Genomic DNA, 20725 nt, shown 5'->3' on the forward strand with positions numbered 1-20725 from the left:
GCCCGCTCGACGGCGGAACGCGCTACTTGAGGAAGCGGGACGTTCTGCGGTCGGCCAGGATCTTGCCGTTGGTCTGACAGGTGGGGCAGTACTGCAGCGCGGTGTCCGCGAAGGACACCTCCCGGACCGTGTCCCCGCATACCGGGCAGGGCTGGCCGGCGCGGCCATGCACATTCATGCCGCTCCGTTTCGCGTCCTTGAGGTCGGCGGGCGCCTTCCCCTGGGCCTGGGCCACTGCGGCTCCCAGGACGGTGTGGATGGCGTCGAACAGGATCCCGACCTTCGCCGGTTCCAGGGAATTGGCCATGGCGAACGGGGAGATTTTCGCTGCGTGCAGGATTTCGTCGCTGTACGCATTACCGATGCCGGCGATGACACTCTGGCTCCGCAGGACACCCTTGATCTGGTGCGGGTGCCCGGCGAGGATCTCGGCGAACATTTCCCGGCTGAAGGCCGGCGCCAGTGGATCCGGGCCGAGCTCGGCGATGCCGGGAACGTCGCCCGGCTTTGACACCACGTAGATTGCCAGGCCCTTCTTGGTGCCGGCCTCGGTCAGGTCGATGCCCATCTTCCCGCCGTCCGCACCGGTAAGGTGCAGGCGTGCCGCGATGGGACCCTTGCCGGGCCTGAGCGGATCGGGCGACGGTTTTTCCGTGTAGCGGACCCAGCCCGCCCTGGCGAGATGGAAGACGAAATGGAGCCCGTCGGCGTTGATGCTGACGAACTTCCCGAACCGCTCCACGCCGCTGATGGTCCGGCCCGTCAGCGCCGTGTAGGGCGGGTCGGCCGTCTTGAGGACGGCCACGGACAGGATCTGCAGCTTTTCCAGCACCGCGCCGCGCAGCCGCGTGTCGAGGAACGTGCTCAGTGCGGCCACCTCGGGTAGTTCCGGCATGGCACCACTTTGCCATACGGGATGCCGGATTGGGCGGTTCCCACGGGGCATGATGGCACATCCGGCGGCCAGGGAGTTGTGCATATACTTTCAACCGGTGGCTGTTCCCTACGCCTCCGTTGACATTGGTGATTGACCCGATGAAAGGCCCCTGATGAGCAACATTCCCTCTGATCTGTCCTACACCGCCGAACACGAATGGGTGACCGCACCGAATGCCGATGGCGTGGTCCGCGTGGGGATCACCGACTTCGCCCAGGACGCCCTCGGGGATGTCGTCTACGCCCAGATGCCTGAAGTTGGTACCACTGTTAAGGCAAACGACGTCGTGGGTGAGGTTGAATCCACCAAGAGCGTCAGCGACATTTACGCGCCTGTCTCCGGCGAGATCGTAGCCCGCAACGAGGCACTCGACAGCGATTCCGCGCTCATCAACTCCGATCCGTACGGCGACGGCTGGCTCATCGAAGTCAAGCTCGCCGAACCTGACGCAGTGGATTCCCTGCTCAGTGCATCGGAGTACGAACAACAGGTAGGCTAAAGCTAACCAGTCCCGCAGCCCGGCCACCGGAGTCCAGCAATGGACTTCAACGGCCGGACGGCGGGCGGCACACCGGAGCTGCCAGGCAGCTCCGGACGGTACGCGTTGATTGCAGGGGGACATCTGCAACGAAGGAGGAGGAATCCATGGTTGGCGGCGAACAGAACCACACCAACGGCGATTACGGCACGGGTGCGGGCGGGGCCTCGGAGACCACCTCGATCAACCTCACTCCGGTTCATGACGAGCCAACGATCGTGCCCAAGCTCTCCCCGGAGGAACGCTCTGCCGTCGAGGCGCTGCCCTCCGGCTCCGCCCTGCTCGTGGCCCACAGCGGGCCGAACTCGGGTGCCCGATTCCTCCTTGACTCCGATGTCACCACGGCCGGGCGGCACCCGGATGCTGACATTTTCCTCGACGACGTGACGGTCTCCCGCCGCCACGTCGAGTTCCGGCGCACACCGCGGAGCTTCGAGGTGGTGGACACCGGAAGCCTGAACGGCACCTATGTCAACCATGACCGCGTGGACAGCGTGGAACTGAGGTCCGGAAACGAAGTCCAGATTGGCAAGTTCCGTCTCACCTTCTACCTGAGCCCTGCCCGCGCAGCAGGACGCGTCTGATTCGGAGCGGCTGCCTGTGGCAATGGCACAACCGGAGCGCCGGGGACCACTGGTCCTGAACATCGGGGAAGTGCTCGCTCAGCTGAGCGATGACTTTCCGAGCATGACGGCGTCGAAAATCAGGTTCCTTGAGGAAAAAGGACTCATCAATCCCCGGCGTACACCCGCGGGCTACCGGCAGTACTCCGACAGCGACGTCGAACGGCTCCGCTTCGTCCTGTCCCTTCAGCGCGACCAGTACCTGCCGCTGAAGGTCATCAAGGACTACCTTGACGCCATCGACAGGGGCGAACGGCCCGAGAACCTTCCGCCCGGGGTTACCGTCTCCCCGCGGATCGTCTCGGACGAGCTGGCCGCGGAACTGCAGAACAAAGCACGCAGGCTCAGCGAGGAACAGCTGCGCGCGGAGTCGGGGGCCAGCGTGCCGCTCCTGCAGTCCCTGCTCAGCTTCGGCCTCATCGGGCACACCGACGGCAAATTTGACGAGCACGCCCTCCAGGTGGCTCGCGCCTGCGTCCAGCTGGAGAGCCACGGCCTGGAGCCACGGCACCTCCGGCCCTTCCAGGCCGCCGCGGAGCGCGAATTCGGACTCGTTGAACGGGCCGTGGCCACCCTGACCTCGCGCAGGGACGCTGCGTCGCAGGCCCGCGCGGCGGAAGCCGCCCGGGAAATCAGCGACCTTTGCCTCACCCTGCACCGGGCCCTTGTGCAGGACCGTATCTCGCGGATGGAAATCTGATGATCGAAGTCGAGATTGTGGGCGTCCGCATCGAACTGCCTTCAAACCAGCCCCTGGTTCTGCTCCGCGAGATGCACGGAGAACGGCACGTTCCCATCTGGATCGGGACACCCGAGGCAAGTGCCATCGCGCTGGCCCAGCAGGGCGTGGTGCCGCCGCGGCCCATGACCCACGACCTCCTGGTTGACGTCGTGGAGACGCTCGGCCATTCCGTGGTCAGCGTGAACATCGTGGCCGTGGAGGACAACATCTTCTACGGCCAGCTCCAGTTCGACAACGGGGCCACGGTGAGCTCAAGGGCATCCGACGCGCTGGCCATCGCGCTGCGCGCCAAGTGCCGGATCTGGTGCGCCGACTCTGTCATGGACGAGGCCGGCGTGCGCATCACCGAGCATGACGAGGGCGAGGACACCGAGCCCGGGCCCACAGTGGAGGAAGAGCGCGAGCTGCGCCGGTTCCGGGAGTTTCTTGACGACGTCGAGCCCGAGGATTTCGACGGCTAAGGTCACGTTAAGGTTAAAGTTAAGGCTGAAACTTTCGACACGCCCCGATAATCATGCGAACGTCTTTGACCTTGGGCCGTGGCAGGCCTAACGTCGAAGATACCAAGTTCCCATTGCATACGACAGCGGCGCAAGTCACACTGGAAAGTGCTACTCCGGCCGAATTACAAGCATGAATTTCTTCCGGACTTCATGGGCGTAGCAGCTGTTGCGGCAACTTCCTCAGGGGAGCTCATGACAAGGAGGATCCACGTGAGTCCGAAAGGCGAAGCAGGCGAGCTGAAGCAACCCTCGACGGCCGGCGTTGCCGTGCCCGCGAGTGGTGCTCAGGGCCTTCTCTTCACTGAGGATCTCCCCGTTCTGGACGAGGACGCCGGCTACCGCGGGCCCACGGCCTGCAAGGCTGCCGGGATCACCTACCGGCAGCTCGACTACTGGGCCCGCACCGGCCTGGTGGAGCCTGCAGTCCGCGGCGCAGCGGGTTCCGGTTCCCAGCGGCTCTACGGTTTCCGCGACATCCTGGTCCTGAAGGTGGTCAAGCGGCTGCTGGATACCGGCGTATCGCTGCAGCAGATCCGCAGCGCCGTGGAGCACCTCCGTGAACGCGGTGTCGAGGACCTGGCCCAGATCACGCTCATGAGCGATGGCGCCAGCGTCTACGAATGTACCTCCGCGGACGAGGTCATCGACCTCGTGCAGGGCGGCCAGGGCGTGTTCGGCATCGCCGTGGGCCGCGTGTGGCGCGAAGTCGAGGGAAGCCTCGCCTCGCTGCCCAGCGAGCACGCCGGCGACCAGACGTTCCCGGACGACGAACTCAGCAAGCGCCGCGCCGCCCGCAAGATCGGCTAGCGGCGCCGGCCACGAGATTTTACGCAGAAGGCCGCCTCCCGTCGGGGAGGCGGCCTTCATGCGTTCAGCGGGACCCTGGCTGGGAACAAAGCGTGCTGCTAGCGTGCGCTCCGGCTACGGCTGGTCTTGTTGGTGGCCATGAGATTTCCCAGCAGCGTGTCGTAGAGCCCGGCCGCGGTCTTGGCGGAGTCACCGGGCCAGTGGTGGACGGAATGCGCCGCGCCCTGGATCTGCTGCCAGTTGGCCTGCTCCGGGATGTGCGGAGCCAGCAGGAGGTCGCCGAACATGGACTGCATCTCGGCAAGCCGGAAAGCGTGCTCGGAGGATCCGGAGCGCACCCGGTTGGCCACAATGCCGGCGGGGGCGAGGTTCGGTGCGAATTCCTGCCGGAACAGCTGGATGGCCCGCATGGTGCGTTCGGTGCCGGCCACGGAGAAGAGCCCGGGCTCGGCCACCAGGGCCACCTTGTTACTGGCGGACCAGGCCATGCGGGTGAGCCCGTTCAGGGACGGCGGGCAGTCCACCAGGATGAGTTCATAGGCATCCGCACCGGCGAGCACCGCGGACAGCCTGCGCAGATCGCGCTTGCCAAGGTCGGGCCGGTCGTAGATCCCGGTGTACGCGGACCCGACGGCGACATCGAGCACCGCTGGGCCGGAACCATTAACGATTACCCGGCTAATCCAGCCGCTGGGCACGACGTTCTCAGCGATCTTGGCCTTGCGCGGATTTTTCAGCATCCTGCCGATGTCCAGCTTGTCGCTGGGCTGCACCCCGAGGGCTGTGCTGGCGTCGGCATGGGGATCGAGGTCAACTACGAGGGTTGGGATGCCTGCGGCCAGTGCCGCAGACGCCAGTCCGGTTGTCACGGATGTCTTGCCGACACCGCCCTTGAGGCTGCTGATGCTGACTACTTGCACTTGATAAACCAATACCTAACGCCGGTTGCCGTGTTGGGGTACGTTCCGTTCCGGTGCTGCCGGATGGTGCTGCAGGAACAGGGGCAGGCTTCCGCCGCCCCATTCATCATATGTTGACCTCGGCCCGAATCCCTTCTTATCGGGATCCGGGCATGCCTCGCAGTAAATACAGGCCCGGCAGTGAATATGGCCCGGACATGACGGATAATTCTGTGATGGTAGACACAATGATTTGTGTTTCGTCCGGCCCGTCTTACACACTGTGACCACTTACCGATACCACCCGCAATGATGCAGGAGAAGTATGTTTTCCAAGATTCTGGTGGCCAACCGCGGAGAAATCGCAATCCGTGCTTTCCGCGCTGGCTACGAACTGGGCGCCAAGACAGTCGCTGTGTTCCCCAATGAGGACCGTAACTCGATCCACCGCCAGAAGGCCGATGAGGCGTATCTGATTGGCGAAGAGGGACACCCCGTCCGCGCCTACCTGGACGTTGACGAGGTGGTTCGCGTTGCCAAGGAGTCCGGCGCGGACGCCATCTACCCCGGTTACGGCTTCCTCTCCGAGAATCCGGACCTTGCGCGTGCCGCGAAGGCCGCAGGCATCACCTTCGTGGGCCCGCCCGCGGAGGTCCTGGAACTCGCCGGCAACAAGGTGGCCGCCCTGGAGGCCGCCCGCAAGGCTGGCGTCCCCGTGCTGAAGTCGAGCGCGCCGTCGAAGGATCTCGACGAACTGATCGCTGCTGCGGATGAGATCGGCTTCCCCATCTTCGCCAAGGCTGTGGCAGGCGGCGGCGGGCGCGGCATGCGCCGCGTCGACACCCGCCAGGCCTTGCCGGAGGCGCTGCAGTCCGCCATGCGCGAGGCCGACGCGGCCTTCGGTGACCCCACCATGTTCCTTGAGCAGGCCGTGCTCCGCCCTCGCCACATCGAGGTGCAGATCCTGGCCGACGCTGAGGGCAACGTCATGCACCTCTTCGAACGCGACTGTTCCATCCAGCGCCGCCACCAGAAGGTCATCGAGATCGCCCCGGCCCCCAACCTGGACGAAGGCATCCGCCAGGCCCTCTACCGGGATGCCGTGAAGTTCGCCAAGGCCCTGAACTACGTCAACGCCGGCACGGTCGAGTTCCTTGTGGACACCGTCGGCGAACGCGCCGGCCAGCACGTCTTCATCGAAATGAACCCCCGCATCCAGGTGGAGCACACCGTCACCGAAGAGGTCACCGACGTCGACCTCGTCCAGGCCCAGATGCGCATCGCCGCCGGCGAGACCCTGGCTGACCTGGGCCTGTCCCAGGAGACCGTCTTCCTCAAGGGCGCCGCGCTGCAGAGCCGCATTACCACCGAGGACCCGGCCAACGGCTTCCGGCCCGACGTCGGAAAGATCACCGGGTACCGATCCGCCGGCGGCGCCGGCGTCAGGCTCGACGGCGGCACCGTCTACTCGGGTGCCGAGATCAGCCCGCACTTCGACTCCATGCTCGTGAAGCTCACCTGCCGCGGCCGGGATTACCCCGCCGCTGTTGCCAGGGCGCGCCGGGCACTGGCGGAGTTCCGCATCCGTGGTGTCTCCACCAACATCTCTTTCCTCCAGGCCGTGCTGGACGATCCGGACTTCATCGCCGGCAACGTGGCCACGTCCTTCATCGACGAACGGCCCGAACTGCTGAAGGCGCGCGTCTCCGCCGACCGCGGCACCAAGCTGCTGACGTGGCTCGCCGAGGTCACTGTGAACAAGCCGAATGGCGAACTTCCGGTCCACAGCGACCCGGCGGACAAGCTCCCCTCGGTCAAGGGCATCGCGGCCCGCCCCGGCTCCCGCCAGCGGCTGCTGGAACTCGGACCGGAGGGCTTCGCCAAGGCGCTGCGCGAGCAGAAGGCGGTCGCCGTCACGGACACCACGTTCCGCGACGCCCACCAGTCCCTGCTGGCCACCCGCGTCCGCACCAGGGACCTGCTGGCCGCCGCACCCGCGGTCTCCACCCTCCTGCCGGATCTGCTGTCCGTTGAGGCCTGGGGCGGCGCTACCTACGACGTCGCCCTGCGCTTCCTCGGCGAGGATCCCTGGGACCGGCTCGCCGCGCTGCGCAAGGCCCTGCCGAACGTCTGCCTGCAGATGCTGCTCCGCGGCCGGAACACCGTGGGCTACACCCCGTACCCAGAGGAAGTGACCGAGGCCTTCGTCAACGAGGCAGCGGCCACGGGCATCGACATCTTCCGCATCTTCGATGCACTGAACGACGTCAGCCAGATGGCACCTGCCATCCGCGCCGTGCGGGCCACCGGCACCGCCGTCGCCGAGGTGGCGCTGTGCTACACGGGCGACATGCTGGACCCGGACGAGAAGCTCTACACGCTGGACTACTACCTGGGCCTGGCGGACAAGATCGTCGAAGCGGGCGCCCACATCCTGGCCATCAAGGACATGGCGGGCCTGCTGCGTCCGGCAGCTGCCGCGAAGCTCGTCTCGGCACTGCGGGAACGCTTTGACCTCCCGGTCCACCTGCACACCCACGACACCGCAGGCGGCCAGCTCGCCACCCTGCTCTCGGCAGTCGAGGCCGGCGTCGACGCTGTGGATGTCGCCTCGGCATCCCTCGCCGGCACCACGAGCCAGCCGTCGGCGTCGGCCCTGGTTGCTGCCCTGGCCCACACGGAACGTGACACCGGGCTCAGCCTGGCAGCGGTCAGCTCGCTCGAGCCGTACTGGGAGGCCGTGCGCAGGGTTTACGCCCCCTTCGAATCGGGCCTGCCGGGTCCGACCGGACGCGTGTACCAGCACGAAATCCCGGGCGGGCAGCTGTCCAACCTTCGCCAGCAGGCCATCGCGCTGGGCCTGGGCGAGCGCTTCGAGGCGATCGAGGACATGTACACGGCCGCCGACCGGATCCTGGGCCACCTGGTCAAGGTCACCCCGTCGTCGAAGGTGGTGGGCGACCTCGCCCTGCACCTTGTGGGCCTGAACGCAGACCCGGCCGACTTCAACGAGAATCCGCAGAACTACGACATCCCGGACTCCGTCATCGGCTTCCTGTCCGGCGAACTGGGCGATCCTCCGGGAGGCTGGCCGGAACCGTTCCGCACCAAGGCCCTCCAGGGCCGGAGCATCAAGGTCCGCGACGCCGAACTGAGCGCCGAGGACAGTGCGGCTCTCCGCGGCGACTCGAAGACCCGCCAGCAGACGCTGAACCGGCTGCTGTTCGCCGGGCCGACCAAGGACTACCTCAAGAGCCGGGAGACGTACGGCGACGTTTCGGTCCTGGACACCCGCGACTACCTTTATGGTCTGCAGCGCGGCGAGGAGCACGTGATCCAGCTCGAAAAGGGTGTGCGCCTCATCGCGTCCCTGGAAGCTGTGTCGGAGCCGGACGAGAAGGGCATGCGCACGGTCATGTGCACGCTGAACGGGCAGTCCCGCCCGGTCTCGGTGCGCGACAAGTCCGTGGTCAGCAATGTGAAGACGGCAGAGAGGGCGGACGCGTCCGTGCCGGGTCACGTCGCAGCTCCCTTCGCAGGCGCAGTGACGGTCACCGTCAAGGCGGGCGACACCGTCAAGGCAGGCGACACCGTTGCCACCATCGAAGCGATGAAGATGGAGGCATCCATCACGACGCCGGTGGGCGGCAAGGTGACGCGGCTGGCCATTTCCGCTGTGGAACAGGTGCAGGGCGGTGACCTGCTGATCGTCGTCGACTAGGCGACTGTTGAGCAGGTGCCCGGCGGGCAGAATGACCGCTGACTAGCCTGCAGGGTGGCCAGCGGCCGCCCTGCAGGTAGGGTGGAAAACAGAAAAAAAGTTGTGGGGACGGCGCCAAGCCGCCCCCACAGCCATTTCCGAACCACACCGGCAGCCCGGAACTCCACCGGCAGCCAGTACAAGACAGAGCGGAAGCCATGACGCAGACCAATACGCCCAAGCCCGGGCCGCGCCCCGACAGGCCCCCCGTCATCGATGTTGCGGGGGAGGCTGGAACCCGTCCCGGCGGCGTAACTCTGGCGGACGCTGCGGACGCGTCGCCGTCCGCCGCCGGCGTGGCCCCGTCCGACGCCACCGGCGTGGCGCCGACAGGGGACATCAGCGTGGTGACTGTTTCCGACGCCCAAGGACCGCACGTCAGCCGGGTCGCTTTCGGCAGTGGGTGGCGTGGTGCAGCAGGGAATGGCGCCGGCAGCCATACCCGTCGTGACGGCGGGTCCAGACAGCGTCAGCACGGCGGGCGTCAGCACGGCGGGCTTCAACGCTGCGGATGTCGCTATTGCGGATGTCAACGCAGTGGATGTCAGCGCCGGGGACCAGGATCAAGCAGTCACAGCCGCAAAGGGCACGGAGCCGGCCGGCGCGGATTCGGCAGCCGATTTCGCCGCCGCCGAACCGGCGCCGGCGGACCAAGCCAGGGAGCTCCCCGGGCGCCGCGAACGCCCCGAGGGACCTGAGCCCGCTGCCGCCCTGACCGCCGACCGTCTCCTCACCAGGTCCGCAGCCGCACCGGTCTCGGGCTGGCGCCGGTGGCTGTACCAGGTCACCCTGGGCTACGTGAACCTGGGCGACTCGGACCAGGTCCGTATCCAGCGGGCCATGGAGCACCGCATCGCCCTGCGGCTGGGGGAGCGGACCCGGTATGTGCCGGTGCTCTCGCGCAAGGGCGGAGTGGGCAAGACCACCGTCACCACGCTCCTCGGCATGGTGCTGGCGGAGCTGCGTGAGGACCGGGTCATCGCGATGGACGCGAATCCGGACCGGGGCACGCTCTCGGACCGTTCCCCGGGCAGGGCTGATTTCACGGCGCGCCAGCTGGTTAAGGACAGGTTCACGGTGAACTCGTTCGCACAGCTGTCCAATTACACCGCGCGCGACGGTTCGCGCCTCGATGTTCTCGCGTCCGACACAGACCCCATGGTGGCGCACGCCTTCGACGACGCCGACTACCGTGCAGTCACCGACATCCTGGGCCGGTACTACTCCATCGTGCTGACTGACTCAGGCACCGGCATGGTGCACTCGGTCATGAAGGGCACGCTGGAAAAGGCCGACGCCGTGGTGCTCGTTTCGGGCGGCAGCGTGGATGAGGCCCGGCTGGCGTCCGAAACGCTGTCCTGGCTTGAAGCCCATGGCCGCCAGGATCTCGTCGCCAAAGCCACCGTGGCCATTAATATGGCCGCCGGTGACCGCACCCTGGTCAACATCGACGAAATCGAGCAGCACTTCCTGTCCCGGGTCAAGAATGTGGTGCGGATTCCGCACGACCGGCACCTGGCGGAAGGTTCGCGGATCCGCCTCGGCCAGCTGAAGCCGGCCACCCGCGCCGCGGCCGTGGAGCTGGCAGCGCTGGTTGTGGACGAACTGCAGCAGGCCTGAGCCCCCCGCCTAGGCGCGGGTGGGCTTCGGCGACGTGTACATTTCGTCGATCACCGCTTCGAAGTCCTTCATGACCTGGGCGCGCTTGACCTTCATGGATGGGGTCAGGTGGCCGGAGGCTTCGGTGAAGTCGCTCGGCACGATCCGGAAGGACTTGATCGCCTCCGCCTGCGACACCGACTGGTTGGCCTGGTTGATAAGCTCCTGCACGGCGGCCTTGACCTCGGCATGGCCAGCGGCGTCGCCCAGGGGCGTGTCCGCCGGCAGGCCGTGGCGCTGCAGCCAGCCCGGGAGGGCTTCCTCATCGAGAGTCACGAGGGCGCCGATGAACGGGCGGTTGTCACCCACCACGAGTACCTGTGACACCAGCGCATCAGCCCGGATCTGGTCCTCAAGCAGTGCGGGAACCACATTCTTGCCGCCGGCGGTGACGATGATTTCCTTCTTCCGGCCGGTAATCAGCAGGTAGCCGTCCTCGTCGAGCTGGCCGATGTCCCCGGTGCGGAACCAGCCATCAGCGAACGACTCCTCCGTCAGGTCGGGGCGCTGGTAATACCCCTGCATGACGCAGATGCCCTTGACCAGGATCTCGCCGTCGTCGGCAATCCGGACGCTGTTGCCGGGAATCGGGGCGCCGACGGTGCCGATCTTGATCCGCTCGGGCGTGTTGACGCTGACAGGTGCCGTGGTTTCGGTGAGGCCGTAGCCCTCCAGGATCTGCAGGCCGATGCCTTGGAAGAAGTGGCCCAGCCGCTCGCCCAGCGGGCCTCCGCCGGACACCGCATGGGCCACCTCGCCGCCCATGGCGGCCCGAAGCTTGCCGTAGACGAGCTTGTCGAAGACCGCGTGCCGGAGCTTCAGGCCCAGGCCGGCGCCGCCTGCCTGCCGTGCACGCGAGTAGGCGATCGCGGTTTCGGCGGCCTTGTGGAAGATCGCACCCTTGCCGCCGTCCTCGGCCTTGGTGAGCGCCGAGTTGTACACCTTTTCGAACACGCGCGGAACGGCGAGGATAAACGTCGGCTTGTAGCTCTGCAGATCGGGCAGCAGATGCTTGATGTCGGGGGTATGTGCCACGGTGACGCCGGCAGCCACGGCCAGGACCGAGATGAAGCGCGCGAAGACATGCGCCAGCGGCAGGAACATGATGGTTCGGGACTGCTCGTTGACAACGCCGCTCAGGGAGGTGGCCAACGCGTTCTCGGACAGCTCCACGAAGTTTCCGTGGGTGAGTTCGCAGCCCTTGGGCCGGCCGGTGGTGCCGGAGGTGTAGATGATGGTGGCGAGGTCGCGGAGCCCGGCGGAGCGCCGTCGGGCGTCGAGCTCGTCATCGCTGACCGCGGCCCCGGCCGCACGAAGGGTGTCGAGGCCGTCCCCCTCCAGTTGCCATACGTGGGTCAGCGCCGTGAGTCCTTCGGTGGCAGCGGCCTGCCGGATGACGTTTTCGTGGTGGTCCGATTCGCCGAACGCGGCGACGGCACCGGAGTCACCCAGGTTCCAGGCGACCTGGGAAGGTGACGACGTTTCGTAGATGGGAACAGAAACGCCACCTGCGAACCAGATGGCGAAGTCGATGAGTGCCCACTCATAACGGGTCCGGGACATGATGCCCACACGGTCGCCCGCGCCCACGCCGCTGGCGATGAGCCCCTTGGCGAGGGCTGACACGTCAGCCAAAAACTCCTTGGCCCGAATGTCCTGCCATTGGCCGGCGGAACCGAGGCGCGAAAACAGGGCAGGATCAGATGCCTTTGCCGCTTGGCGCAGCACAAGGTCCGTGATATTGCTGTCCAGAGGGACGTTCGCCAAGGGCGGAACGCTGAATTCGCGCACGTTAGCTCCTTTGATATCCGTTGGCCGCAGCGGGTAACCCCAACCTTAGTACCTCACGCGGCGATGGCCGGCAGATCTTGGTTACCCGCCGGTAACTTTACGGCGCAGAACTGCGGGGCGCCAGTGTGCCGGACGTGTCGTGGGTGTGTCGTACCTGCGAAGAGGCTCTGCGGCGACACCTAGAATGGGGGACTATGCAGCCCTCCCCGCCCCACGAGCAGCCCTCCCCGCCACTAGACTCCGGCCGGGGCGGCCTGCCAGTGGAATGGGCGTCCGGGCGCGGGGTATCCTCCGGGCGCGGGGTATTACGGCGGCCAATGGCACGGCGCCCGGTATCGGGGTACGGTGGCCAGTTGGCCGGCCACCGCCTGTTCCGGCAGCAGTTGCGGCTGGGCCGGCGGGGACTTGCCATCGGCATTGATATTGGCGGCACCAAGGTTGCCGCCGGCGTGGTGGACGCCGAGGGCCACATCCTGCGCGAGACGCGCCGGTCCACGCCGGGCAGCGATCCGCGTGCGGTGGAGCGCGTCATCGTCGAACTCGTCGAGGAACTGAGCTCCAGTGCCCGGATCAGATCGGTGGGCATTGGAGCCGCCGGGTGGATGGATCTCGACGGCGGTACGGTGCTGTTCAGCCCGCACCTCGCCTGGCGGAACGAACCGCTGCGGGAAAATCTGCAGCACCTGCTGCGGCGCCCCGTCATGCTGGTTAACGACGCCGACGCTGCGGCCTGGGCCGAGTGGCGCTTTGGCGCCGGGCAGGGGCAGGACCGGCTGGTCTGCATCACCCTTGGCACCGGCATCGGCGGAGCCATGGTGATGGACGGGCACGTTGAACGCGGCAGGTTCGGCGTGGCGGGGGAGTTCGGCCACCAGATCATCATGCCCGGCGGGCACCGGTGCGAGTGCGGCAACCGTGGGCTGCTGGGAACAGTACGCATCAGGCAACGCCCTTGGCCGGGAGGCCCGGGAACTGGCCTTGGCCAACTCGCCGGTGGCTCAGGAACTTCTCAAGGCCGTGGACGGAAGGGCCGAGCTCATCACCGGAGCCACGGTGACTGAACTGGCCATCGCCGGCGACGCCGCCTCCCGGGAACTTTTGGAGGACGTCGGGAACTGGCTCGGGCTGGGGCTGGCGAACCTTGCGGCTGCCCTCGATCCCGGGAAGTTCGTCATCGGCGGCGGTCTTTGCGCAGCCGGCGAACTGCTGGTGGCCCCGGCGCGCAAGGCCTTCGCACGCAACCTGACCGGCCGCGGATTCCGTCCGGCCGCAGAAATCGAGCTGGCGGCCCTTGGGCCCAACGCCGGCCTGATCGGCGCCGCCGATCTGTCGCGGGTCAGCAGCCGCACGCACCGCTGACCCCGATCCGCCGCTGACGGGAGCGTCAGACCCGGGCGCCGTCGTCGTTCTCGTCTTTCTCCTGCGGCAGCTTCATGATCAGATACACCACAGACCCGATGAAGACGGCCACCATGCCGAGAATTGCCAGCAGCGGCGCGGAGCGCCAGAACATGGACGACAGGACCAGGGCAACCGGAGCGCCCACGGCGCCCAGCCACGCCAGCATCGTCAGCGGATCCGTCGCCGATAGCTTGGGGGGCTCCTCCGGGACGAACCCGCCGTCGTCGTCCTCGACGCTGTAGTCGCGCGGATCTCCCGCGCCGGCCGGAACGTCGCCCTGTCCGGACCGGGCGGCCTGTCCGGACCGGGCGCCCTCCTGCTGCCCGGGTGCTTTCTCCCGGTCGGCAGCCTGCTGCCGCTCGGCGGCCGACAGTTCGCGTGGCGCCCTGGGGGCCAGGCCCAGGGGATCGAAGTCGGTAAAGTGCTTTGCAGCGCCGTCCGGACCCGAACCGTCCGGTTGTTTTGCCGGTGCAGGGCCTTCTTCCGGCGCAGGGCTGGCGTCATCGCTGGTAGCCGTGCTGTGCCGGGGTCCGCTGTGATGGCGCGGAGACCCGGGGACCGGAGAGTCCCCGTCGCCGGGGGCGATGTCCGCATCGGGAACCGGGGTGTCGCCCTCCTGGAGCCTGGCCACCAGGTCGAGCCAGACGGCGTCGTCCTGGTTGGCACTCGGATCGGACGAATTCGAATCGGGCCTATTCATCTGTCGCGCCCTTCTGGCTGGCTGTCGCGGAGTTGGCGGGTCCCTGGCGGATGTCCGCCACCACGGAGCGGATGAAGTCCACCGAGCCGCTGAAGATCTGGCCGGCGTCGTGGTCCAGCGTGGCCACGTGGTAACTGTTGTCCAGCCGGGTGAGCTGCAGCGGGGCGTGGGTAAGTCCGCGCCGCAGGGCCGTGATGCTGGAATCGGACACAACGTGATCCACGGTGGAGCGGAACACGCGCACGGGTGCTGTGATGCGTGGCAGCAGCCGGACCGTGTCCTTGAACATCTTATTCAGCTCGTGGGCGGCTGCCACGGGGGTCCGGGAATATGCGCCCTCGTCGACGCCCTGCTTCCGGATGTCGTTGGCGATGGCCGGCGTGCTCTTGAGGACCAGCTTGAGGATGCCGGCCAGCGGGGCCCTGCGGTCATCGATGACAAGCCCGGGGTTGACCACGATGGCTCCGGCCACAGGCCTGGTCGCGGCGATGCGCAGTGCCAGGGCGCCGCCCATGGACAGACCTGCGGCGAACACGAGGTCGCACTCGGACTCGAGCTCCAGGTAGGCGGCGTCCATGGCCTCATGCCACTGCATCCAGCGGCTGCGGGAAAGCTCCTGCCAAGTGGTGCCGTGGCCAGGCAACAGGGGCATCCTGACGGCAAAGCCGGCATCGGCAAAGGACTGGGCCCACGTACGCAGGCTATGCGGGCTGCCCGTGAACCCATGGGACAGCGCAATGCCGATGGACGGCCCGTCGCCGGAGAAGGCGCTGCTGAACGGGCTGTGATCGGGAACTGTGGTCATGACTTCTCCGAGGGTATGTGGCTTCGGGAACGCAGCTGGAAAAACCGCGCCGAGGACTCGAAGATTTCCTGGGCGTCCGCGTCCAGCGTAGCCACGTGACCGCTGTTCCTGAGCGGCACCACGTCGAGGGCTGCCGAGGTGAGCCGCTTCCGGATCAGGCTGAGCGAGCTCGGGGGGACTACTGCGTCATTGACCGATTTGAAGACCAGTACCGGGGCGGTGATCCGCGGCAGCCCGCGGGCGGCGGCAGCGAAGAGCCTCTTCAACTGGTGAACCGCAGCCAGCGGCGTTAGGGAGTAGTCGCCGTCGTCGGTGGTGGCCGCCGTCGGATTTTCCTCCGCAATGGGCACGGTGGTTCTTTGGATGTACTTCAGCAGGCCAATGATCCGGACACGCCGGTCGTAGAAACTCAGGCCGGGATTCACGACGGCGACACCCGCCACCCTGTGGCGGGATGCGGTGAGCAGGGCGATCGCACCGCCCATTGAGAGGCCGGCCACGTAGCATTCGTCCGTCCTGGCGGCCAAGTCCAGATATGCCTGTTCAAAGGCGCCGTGCCACTCGCGCCATCCTGTGCCGGCCAGATCCTGCCAGGCGGTGCCGTGCCCGGGGAGCAGCGGAACGGTGACGGCGAAGCCGCACCCGGCCAGGTATTCGGCCCACGGCAGTATGCTCAGCGGGCTGCCGGTGAAGCCGTGGGAAATCGCGATTCCGATCCGCGCATTGGGTCCGTGTCCCGCGTAGCTGAAAGCGGCGGGCCTTGTGCGGTCGCTGCTTTCTGTCATGGATCCATCGTGTCACTGTTCCGGACAATTCTCACTAGAGTAGGGTTGCATTGCAGTGCCGCCGGGCCCTCTGAACGCGCCGGCGGTAGCCTTCCGGAGAGGTAAGACACGTGTTCTATTGGGTCATGAAGCGGATCTTCCTGGGGCCGGTGGTCCGCACTCTTTTCCGGCCGTGGGTCAAAGGACTGGACAACATCCCGTCCGAGGGCGCAGCCATTATTGCCTCCAACCACCTCTCATTTTCGGACTCGATCTTCATGCCGCTGATGGTGCCGCGGCCTGTCGTCTTCCTGGCCAAATCCGAGTACTTCACGGGCACCGGACTCAAGGGCTGGCTGACCGCCATGTTCTTCCGGCTGACCAACCAGCTGCCCATGGACCGTTCCGGCGGGGCGGCCTCGGCGGCCTCACTCGAGGCGGGCATGGACGTGCTGACGCACGGCGGGCTGCTGGGCATCTACCCGGAGGGCACCCGCAGCCCCGACTCGCGGCTTTACCGCGGAAAGGTGGGGGTGGCGCGGCTGGCGCTCCAGGCCGGCGTTCCGGTCATCCCGGTGGCGATGATCGGAACGGACAAGGTCCAGCCCATCGGCAAGCGGCTGCCGAACATCCGCCGGATCGGCATGATCTTCGGAAAGCCACTGGACTTCAGCCGGTATGAAGGCTTGGCTGATGACCGGCTGATCCAGCGGTCCGTCACGGACGAGATCATGTACGAGCTCATGCGGCTCTCCGGGCAGGAATACGTGGACGAGTACGCCTCGGTCGTCAAGCTCAGGCTGGCGGGGAAGTCGGGCCAAGAGTCGGGGAAGTCGGGCGAAGAGCCCGGGAAGGGCGGCGAGGAGCCCGGGGAGGCCGGTTCGTCCCGGTCAGCTTAGCTGGCCATGACCCTTTGACCCTGTAACGCTTTGGCGCCCTGCATCTGTGACGGCCTGCGCATCTGTGACGCCTGCATCTGTGACGCCATGCCCGGGCGCATGACAGTCCGGGTGTCCCGAGCCGGTCCGGCCAACTACTCTTAGTAATGTGACTGAGCTATCTGCAAAACCTGCCTCTTCCCTGACCAGCACTTCACAGAGCGGTGCGGCCAACTATCCGGGGCTCGACAACTGGCGGGACCTTCCCATCTCCCAGCAGCCGAGCTGGCAGGACTCCGAGGTCTTCAACACGTCCGTCAAGGAACTGTCGGTGCTCCCGCCGCTCGTTTTCGCCGGCGAGGTGGACATCCTGCGCGAGCGTCTCGCCGCCGCAGCCCAGGGCAAGGCTTTCCTGCTCCAGGGCGGTGACTGCGCCGAGACCTTTGAAGGTGCCACGGCGGACAAGATCAGCGCACGCGTGAAGACGATCCTGCAGATGGCGGTGGTCCTGACGTATGGTGCGGCGATGCCCGTCATCAAGATGGGGCGCATGGCGGGCCAGTTCGCCAAGCCGCGTTCCTCCAACGACGAGACCCGGGACGGTGTGACGCTGCCGGCATACCGCGGCGACATCGTGAACGGATACGACTTCACCCCCGAGTCGCGGGCCCACGACGCCAGCCGCATGCTGCGTGCCTACCACACCTCCGCTTCCACGCTGAACCTCATCCGCGCCTTCACCCAGGGCGGCTTCGCGGACCTCCGCCTGGTGCACACCTGGAACAAGGGGTTCACCGAGAACCCTGCCCATGCCCGCTACGAGTCGCTCGCGCGCGACATCGACCGCGCCATCAAGTTCATGGCGTCCTGCGGTGCGGACTTCGAAGCCCTCAAGCGGGTTGAATTCTTTGCCAGCCATGAGGCGCTGCTGCTCGACTACGAGCGTGCGCTGACCCGCATCGACTCCCGGACCGGCCTGCCTTACGGCACCTCCGGCCACTTCCTGTGGATCGGTGAGCGTACCCGCGAGCTGGACCACGCCCACGTGGACTTCCTGTCCCGGGTCCGCAACCCGATCGGCGTTAAGCTGGGCCCGTCTACGTCCGGTGACGATGCCCTGCGCCTCATCGACAAGCTGGATCCGGAGCGCGAACCCGGCAGGCTCACGTTCATTACCCGCATGGGTGCCGGCAACATCCGCGAGAAGCTCCCGTCCCTCGTGGAGAAGGTCACTGCCTCCGGTGCCCAGGTCCTGTGGGTCACGGACCCGATGCACGGCAACACCGTCACCTCGCCCAACGGCTACAAGACCCGCAATTTCGACGACGTCATTGACGAGGTGCGCGGGTTCTTCGAAGTGCACCATGCCCTGGGGACGGTTCCGGGCGGCCTGCACGTCGAGATGACCGGGGATGACGTGGCCGAATGCCTCGGCGGTGCCGACCCCATCGACCAGGAAGCGTTCATTGACCGCTATGAGTCGGTCTGCGATCCCCGGCTGAACCACATGCAGTCGCTGGAGATGGCCTTCCTCGTGGCGGGCGCGCTCACCCGCCGCTAACACCGCTGGCGAAGAAAGACCGGCGCCGGGGGGTCCCCGGCGCCGGTCTTTCGTTTGCCGTCCTGGCTACACCACGGTGAGGGTGATGACGGAGCCTTCAGGGACCTCGGTGTCCACGGGATCCTGGTCCCGCACTGTGCCGAAGAACCCGCCAAGGACTTCGTTGACGCGGACTTGGAAACCACGCTTCCTCAGCGCTTCAGTCGCGTCTTCCACCTGTTTGCCGATGTAGTTGGGCACCTTCACAAGCTTGGGCCCCTCGGAAATCGTCAGGGTGACCGTCTGGCCCCTTGTCAGGGTTCCTGAAGCAGGCTCCTGGCTGACCACGGCGCCCTTCGGAACGTTCCGGTCATGCACCGTTTCGTCGGCGAAGACGGCTTTCAGCCCTGCAGATTCGATGGCACGGAACGCCGCGTCCTGGTCCTGTCCGCGCACGTCCGGCACTGGAATGGGCTGCGGGCCCTTCGAAACAGTGAGGCTTACCGGTGTCCCATGCCGCACGGCGGTTCCCGCGGCCGGAGCCTGGCCCAGCACCGTGCCCGCAGGCACCTCCTCATCGAACTTTTCGGTGACCTTGCCCAGCGCCATCTCGGCCCCGTTGAGTGCTTCCTTGGAAGCATCGAGGGTCTTGCCCGTCAGTTGCGGCAGGGGAAACAGCTGCGGACCCTTGGACACGAACAGCGAGACCTGCTGGAATTTGCGGATTTTCGTTCCGGCATCCGGCTCCGATCCCACCACGAGTCCGGCCTTGACGTCGTCGTCGAAGACGTCCTTGGTACTGGATTGGAAACCGGCGTCCCGGAGCAGCTGCTGGGCCTCCGCCACGGTCCTGTTCGCCACGGCCGGCACCGTACCGGGGGAGCCGGGTCCCATGCCGAAGAACCAGCCCGCGCCCGTGGCCAGAAGGGCCAGGATCACCAGGACCACAATCCAGAGCGCGCCCCGGCGCCGGGCATTCCCTTCCCGGAGCGTCCGGACGGGAGTGGCCGCGGCGCGCGACCGTTCCTTTTGTTCGTGGCGGTCCAGCTTCCGCTGTTCCCGCTTGCTCAGGGGGAGCGGGGCAGCCTCCCTGTCGTCGTCGTCGAATCCGTAGGGCGGGAGGACCCGTCGGGGAGTTGAAGAGGCAGGCTTTGAAGAGGCGGGAGTTGAGGAAACGGGGTTTGAAGAGACGGGGGCGGAAAACACGGTGGTCGGGTTGCTGGTGCGGGAAATGACTTCCGTGGGCCGCCCTGGAGGGACATCATCGCCGTGAATGGGGGACAGCAGCTCGGTGTGGTTTCCCTGGGTTCCCTGGGCGGGCGGGCTTTGCGGCATTCGGGACGGCATCCGGGCAGGTGCCGGGGGAGCGCCCATGCCGCGCGGGCCGGCACCGGGGGCCGTGCCCGCCGCCGCGGCCGCTTGGATGGCGGCGGGGGGTTGCAGATCAAGTTCGGAGTCGGTGAGGTTGGTCCGGATATGACGGAGTTCCGCGAGCAGGGCGTTGCCGTCCACCGGCCGCTGCTCGGGGTCGCTGGCCGTACACCACTGCACGAGTTCGTCCACTTCCCCCGCGAGGCCTGGAACCAGGCCTGAGGGGGCACCCACAGCGGAATTCACGTGCTGGTAGGCCACCTGGATGGGGACCTCGCCGTCGAACGGCTGGCGTCCGGTGAGCATCTCGAACAGCATGATGCCCGTGGAATAGATGTCGCTTCGTGCGTCGGCCGGCTTGCCAAGGACCAGTTCCGGCGAGAGGTACGCGACGGTGCCGATCAGGGCACCTGTGCTGGTTGTCGTCGTCACGGCGCGCGCGAGGCCGAAGTCGCCGATCTTGATCCGGCCGTCGTCGGCGATCAGGACGTTCTCCGGCTTGACGTCGCGGTGGATCAGGCCGGCGGCATGCGCAGCCCCGAGGCCTTCCACCACCGGATCGATGAGTGCCAGGGCCAGCCGGGGGGACAAGGCGCCCTTGCTGTGGATGACGTCGCGGAGGGTGTGCCCCTTGATGTACTCCATCACGAGGTAGGCGGTGTCGCCATCGTGCCCCTGGTCGAGGACGCCCACCACGTGCGGGTGTGAGAGCTTGGCGGCTGCCCGTGCTTCGCGGGCCAGGCGGTCCAGGAAATTGGCGTCGTTGACCAGGTGGGGATGCAGGACTTTCAGGGCAACATCACGGTCCAGCCTCTGGTCCGTGGCCACATACACGGTGGACATCCCGCCCCGCGCCAACCGGGACTTCACCTGGTAGCGGTTGTCCACCAGGGACCCAACGAGACTGCCTAAAGCGTTTTCCTGCACTCTTCGATACTAAGTGCTGCACGGAAACGGGTCCGAATCAACATGCGATCCGGACCCGTATCGTTATGCTCCCGGGAGCG

Annotated in this window: 16 protein-coding genes and 1 pseudogene; 10 read left to right on the top strand and 7 right to left on the bottom strand. The window is 66.6% G+C overall.

Annotated features, from left to right (window positions below; genetic code table 11):
- Positions 1–22: 22 nt before the first annotated feature.
- Positions 23–895, bottom strand: a complete 873-nt coding sequence (locus tag QF036_RS09445; protein ID WP_307101235.1) for an Fpg/Nei family DNA glycosylase — start codon at positions 893–895, stop codon at positions 23–25.
- 154 nt (positions 896–1049) lie between these two features.
- On the opposite strand from QF036_RS09445, the gene gcvH reads away from it, so the two are divergent.
- From gcvH to QF036_RS09470, 5 genes are all read left to right on the top strand, one after another.
- The gene (gcvH, locus tag QF036_RS09450) at positions 1050–1436 is read left to right on the top strand and encodes a glycine cleavage system protein GcvH (protein WP_003801813.1); all 387 of its coding nucleotides are present in this window, start codon (positions 1050–1052) and stop codon (positions 1434–1436) included.
- Positions 1437–1582: 146 nt separating this feature from the next.
- Complete coding sequence (locus QF036_RS09455) at positions 1583–2059, top strand: FHA domain-containing protein (protein WP_307101238.1); 477 nt, start codon at positions 1583–1585, stop codon at positions 2057–2059.
- Between the two features lie 22 nt (positions 2060–2081).
- The gene (ftsR, locus tag QF036_RS09460; protein WP_043418625.1) at positions 2082–2798 is read left to right on the top strand and encodes a transcriptional regulator FtsR; all 717 of its coding nucleotides are present in this window, start codon (positions 2082–2084) and stop codon (positions 2796–2798) included.
- On the top strand, positions 2798–3301 hold the full coding sequence (locus tag QF036_RS09465; protein ID WP_076798054.1) for a bifunctional nuclease family protein: 504 nt from the start codon (positions 2798–2800) through the stop codon (positions 3299–3301). The genes ftsR and QF036_RS09465 overlap by 1 nt, the downstream gene beginning before the upstream one ends.
- Before the next feature lie 252 nt (positions 3302–3553).
- Positions 3554–4150 (top strand): MerR family transcriptional regulator, encoded by a 597-nt coding sequence (locus QF036_RS09470; protein WP_236807959.1) that lies wholly within the window; start codon positions 3554–3556, stop codon positions 4148–4150.
- Between the two features lie 98 nt (positions 4151–4248).
- Here QF036_RS09470 and QF036_RS09475 read toward each other — a convergent pair whose 3' ends face one another.
- Complete coding sequence (locus QF036_RS09475) at positions 4249–5070, bottom strand: ParA family protein (protein WP_307101241.1); 822 nt, start codon at positions 5068–5070, stop codon at positions 4249–4251.
- A gap of 304 nt (positions 5071–5374) precedes the next feature.
- Between QF036_RS09475 and QF036_RS09480 the strand changes: the two genes are divergently transcribed.
- On the top strand, positions 5375–8770 hold the full coding sequence (locus QF036_RS09480) for a pyruvate carboxylase (RefSeq protein ID WP_307101243.1): 3396 nt from the start codon (positions 5375–5377) through the stop codon (positions 8768–8770).
- Positions 8771–9232: 462 nt separating this feature from the next.
- Complete coding sequence (locus tag QF036_RS09485; RefSeq protein WP_307101244.1) at positions 9233–10429, top strand: nucleotide-binding protein; 1197 nt, start codon at positions 9233–9235, stop codon at positions 10427–10429.
- Between the two features lie 9 nt (positions 10430–10438).
- On the opposite strand, the gene QF036_RS09490 is transcribed toward QF036_RS09485, so the two are convergent.
- The gene (locus QF036_RS09490; protein WP_307101246.1) at positions 10439–12259 is read right to left on the bottom strand and encodes an AMP-dependent synthetase/ligase; all 1821 of its coding nucleotides are present in this window, start codon (positions 12257–12259) and stop codon (positions 10439–10441) included.
- Positions 12260–12576: 317 nt separating this feature from the next.
- Between QF036_RS09490 and QF036_RS09495 the strand changes: the two are divergent.
- Positions 12577–13618 (top strand): annotated as a pseudogene (locus QF036_RS09495) (ROK family glucokinase).
- 25 nt (positions 13619–13643) lie between these two features.
- On the opposite strand, the gene QF036_RS09500 reads toward QF036_RS09495, so the two are convergent.
- Genes QF036_RS09500 through QF036_RS09510 form a run of 3 tightly spaced genes read right to left on the bottom strand, consistent with a single transcriptional unit; the run spans position 13644 to position 15950 of the window.
- Positions 13644–14360, bottom strand: a complete 717-nt coding sequence (locus QF036_RS09500; protein ID WP_307101248.1) for a hypothetical protein — start codon at positions 14358–14360, stop codon at positions 13644–13646.
- On the bottom strand, positions 14353–15165 hold the full coding sequence (locus QF036_RS09505; protein ID WP_307101250.1) for an alpha/beta hydrolase: 813 nt from the start codon (positions 15163–15165) through the stop codon (positions 14353–14355). Before QF036_RS09505 ends, QF036_RS09500 begins: the two co-directional genes overlap by 8 nt.
- Entirely contained in the window at positions 15162–15950 is a 789-nt protein-coding gene (locus QF036_RS09510) for an alpha/beta hydrolase (RefSeq protein ID WP_307101252.1), read from the bottom strand. The genes QF036_RS09505 and QF036_RS09510 overlap by 4 nt, the downstream gene beginning before the upstream one ends.
- Before the next feature lie 110 nt (positions 15951–16060).
- Between QF036_RS09510 and QF036_RS09515 the strand changes: the two genes are divergently transcribed.
- Complete coding sequence (locus tag QF036_RS09515) at positions 16061–16828, top strand: lysophospholipid acyltransferase family protein (RefSeq protein ID WP_307101254.1); 768 nt, start codon at positions 16061–16063, stop codon at positions 16826–16828.
- Between the two features lie 148 nt (positions 16829–16976).
- Positions 16977–18368, top strand: a complete 1392-nt coding sequence (locus QF036_RS09520) for a class II 3-deoxy-7-phosphoheptulonate synthase (protein WP_307101257.1) — start codon at positions 16977–16979, stop codon at positions 18366–18368.
- Positions 18369–18434: 66 nt separating this feature from the next.
- Here the strand turns inward: QF036_RS09520 and QF036_RS09525 are convergent, their stop codons facing one another.
- Positions 18435–20645 (bottom strand): Stk1 family PASTA domain-containing Ser/Thr kinase, encoded by a 2211-nt coding sequence (locus tag QF036_RS09525; RefSeq protein WP_307101259.1) that lies wholly within the window; start codon positions 20643–20645, stop codon positions 18435–18437.
- Positions 20646–20725 lie beyond the last annotated feature (80 nt).

It is taken from the genome of Arthrobacter globiformis, from assembly GCF_030817195.1.
Taxonomy (GTDB): Bacteria; Actinomycetota; Actinomycetes; order Actinomycetales; family Micrococcaceae; genus Arthrobacter; species Arthrobacter globiformis_D.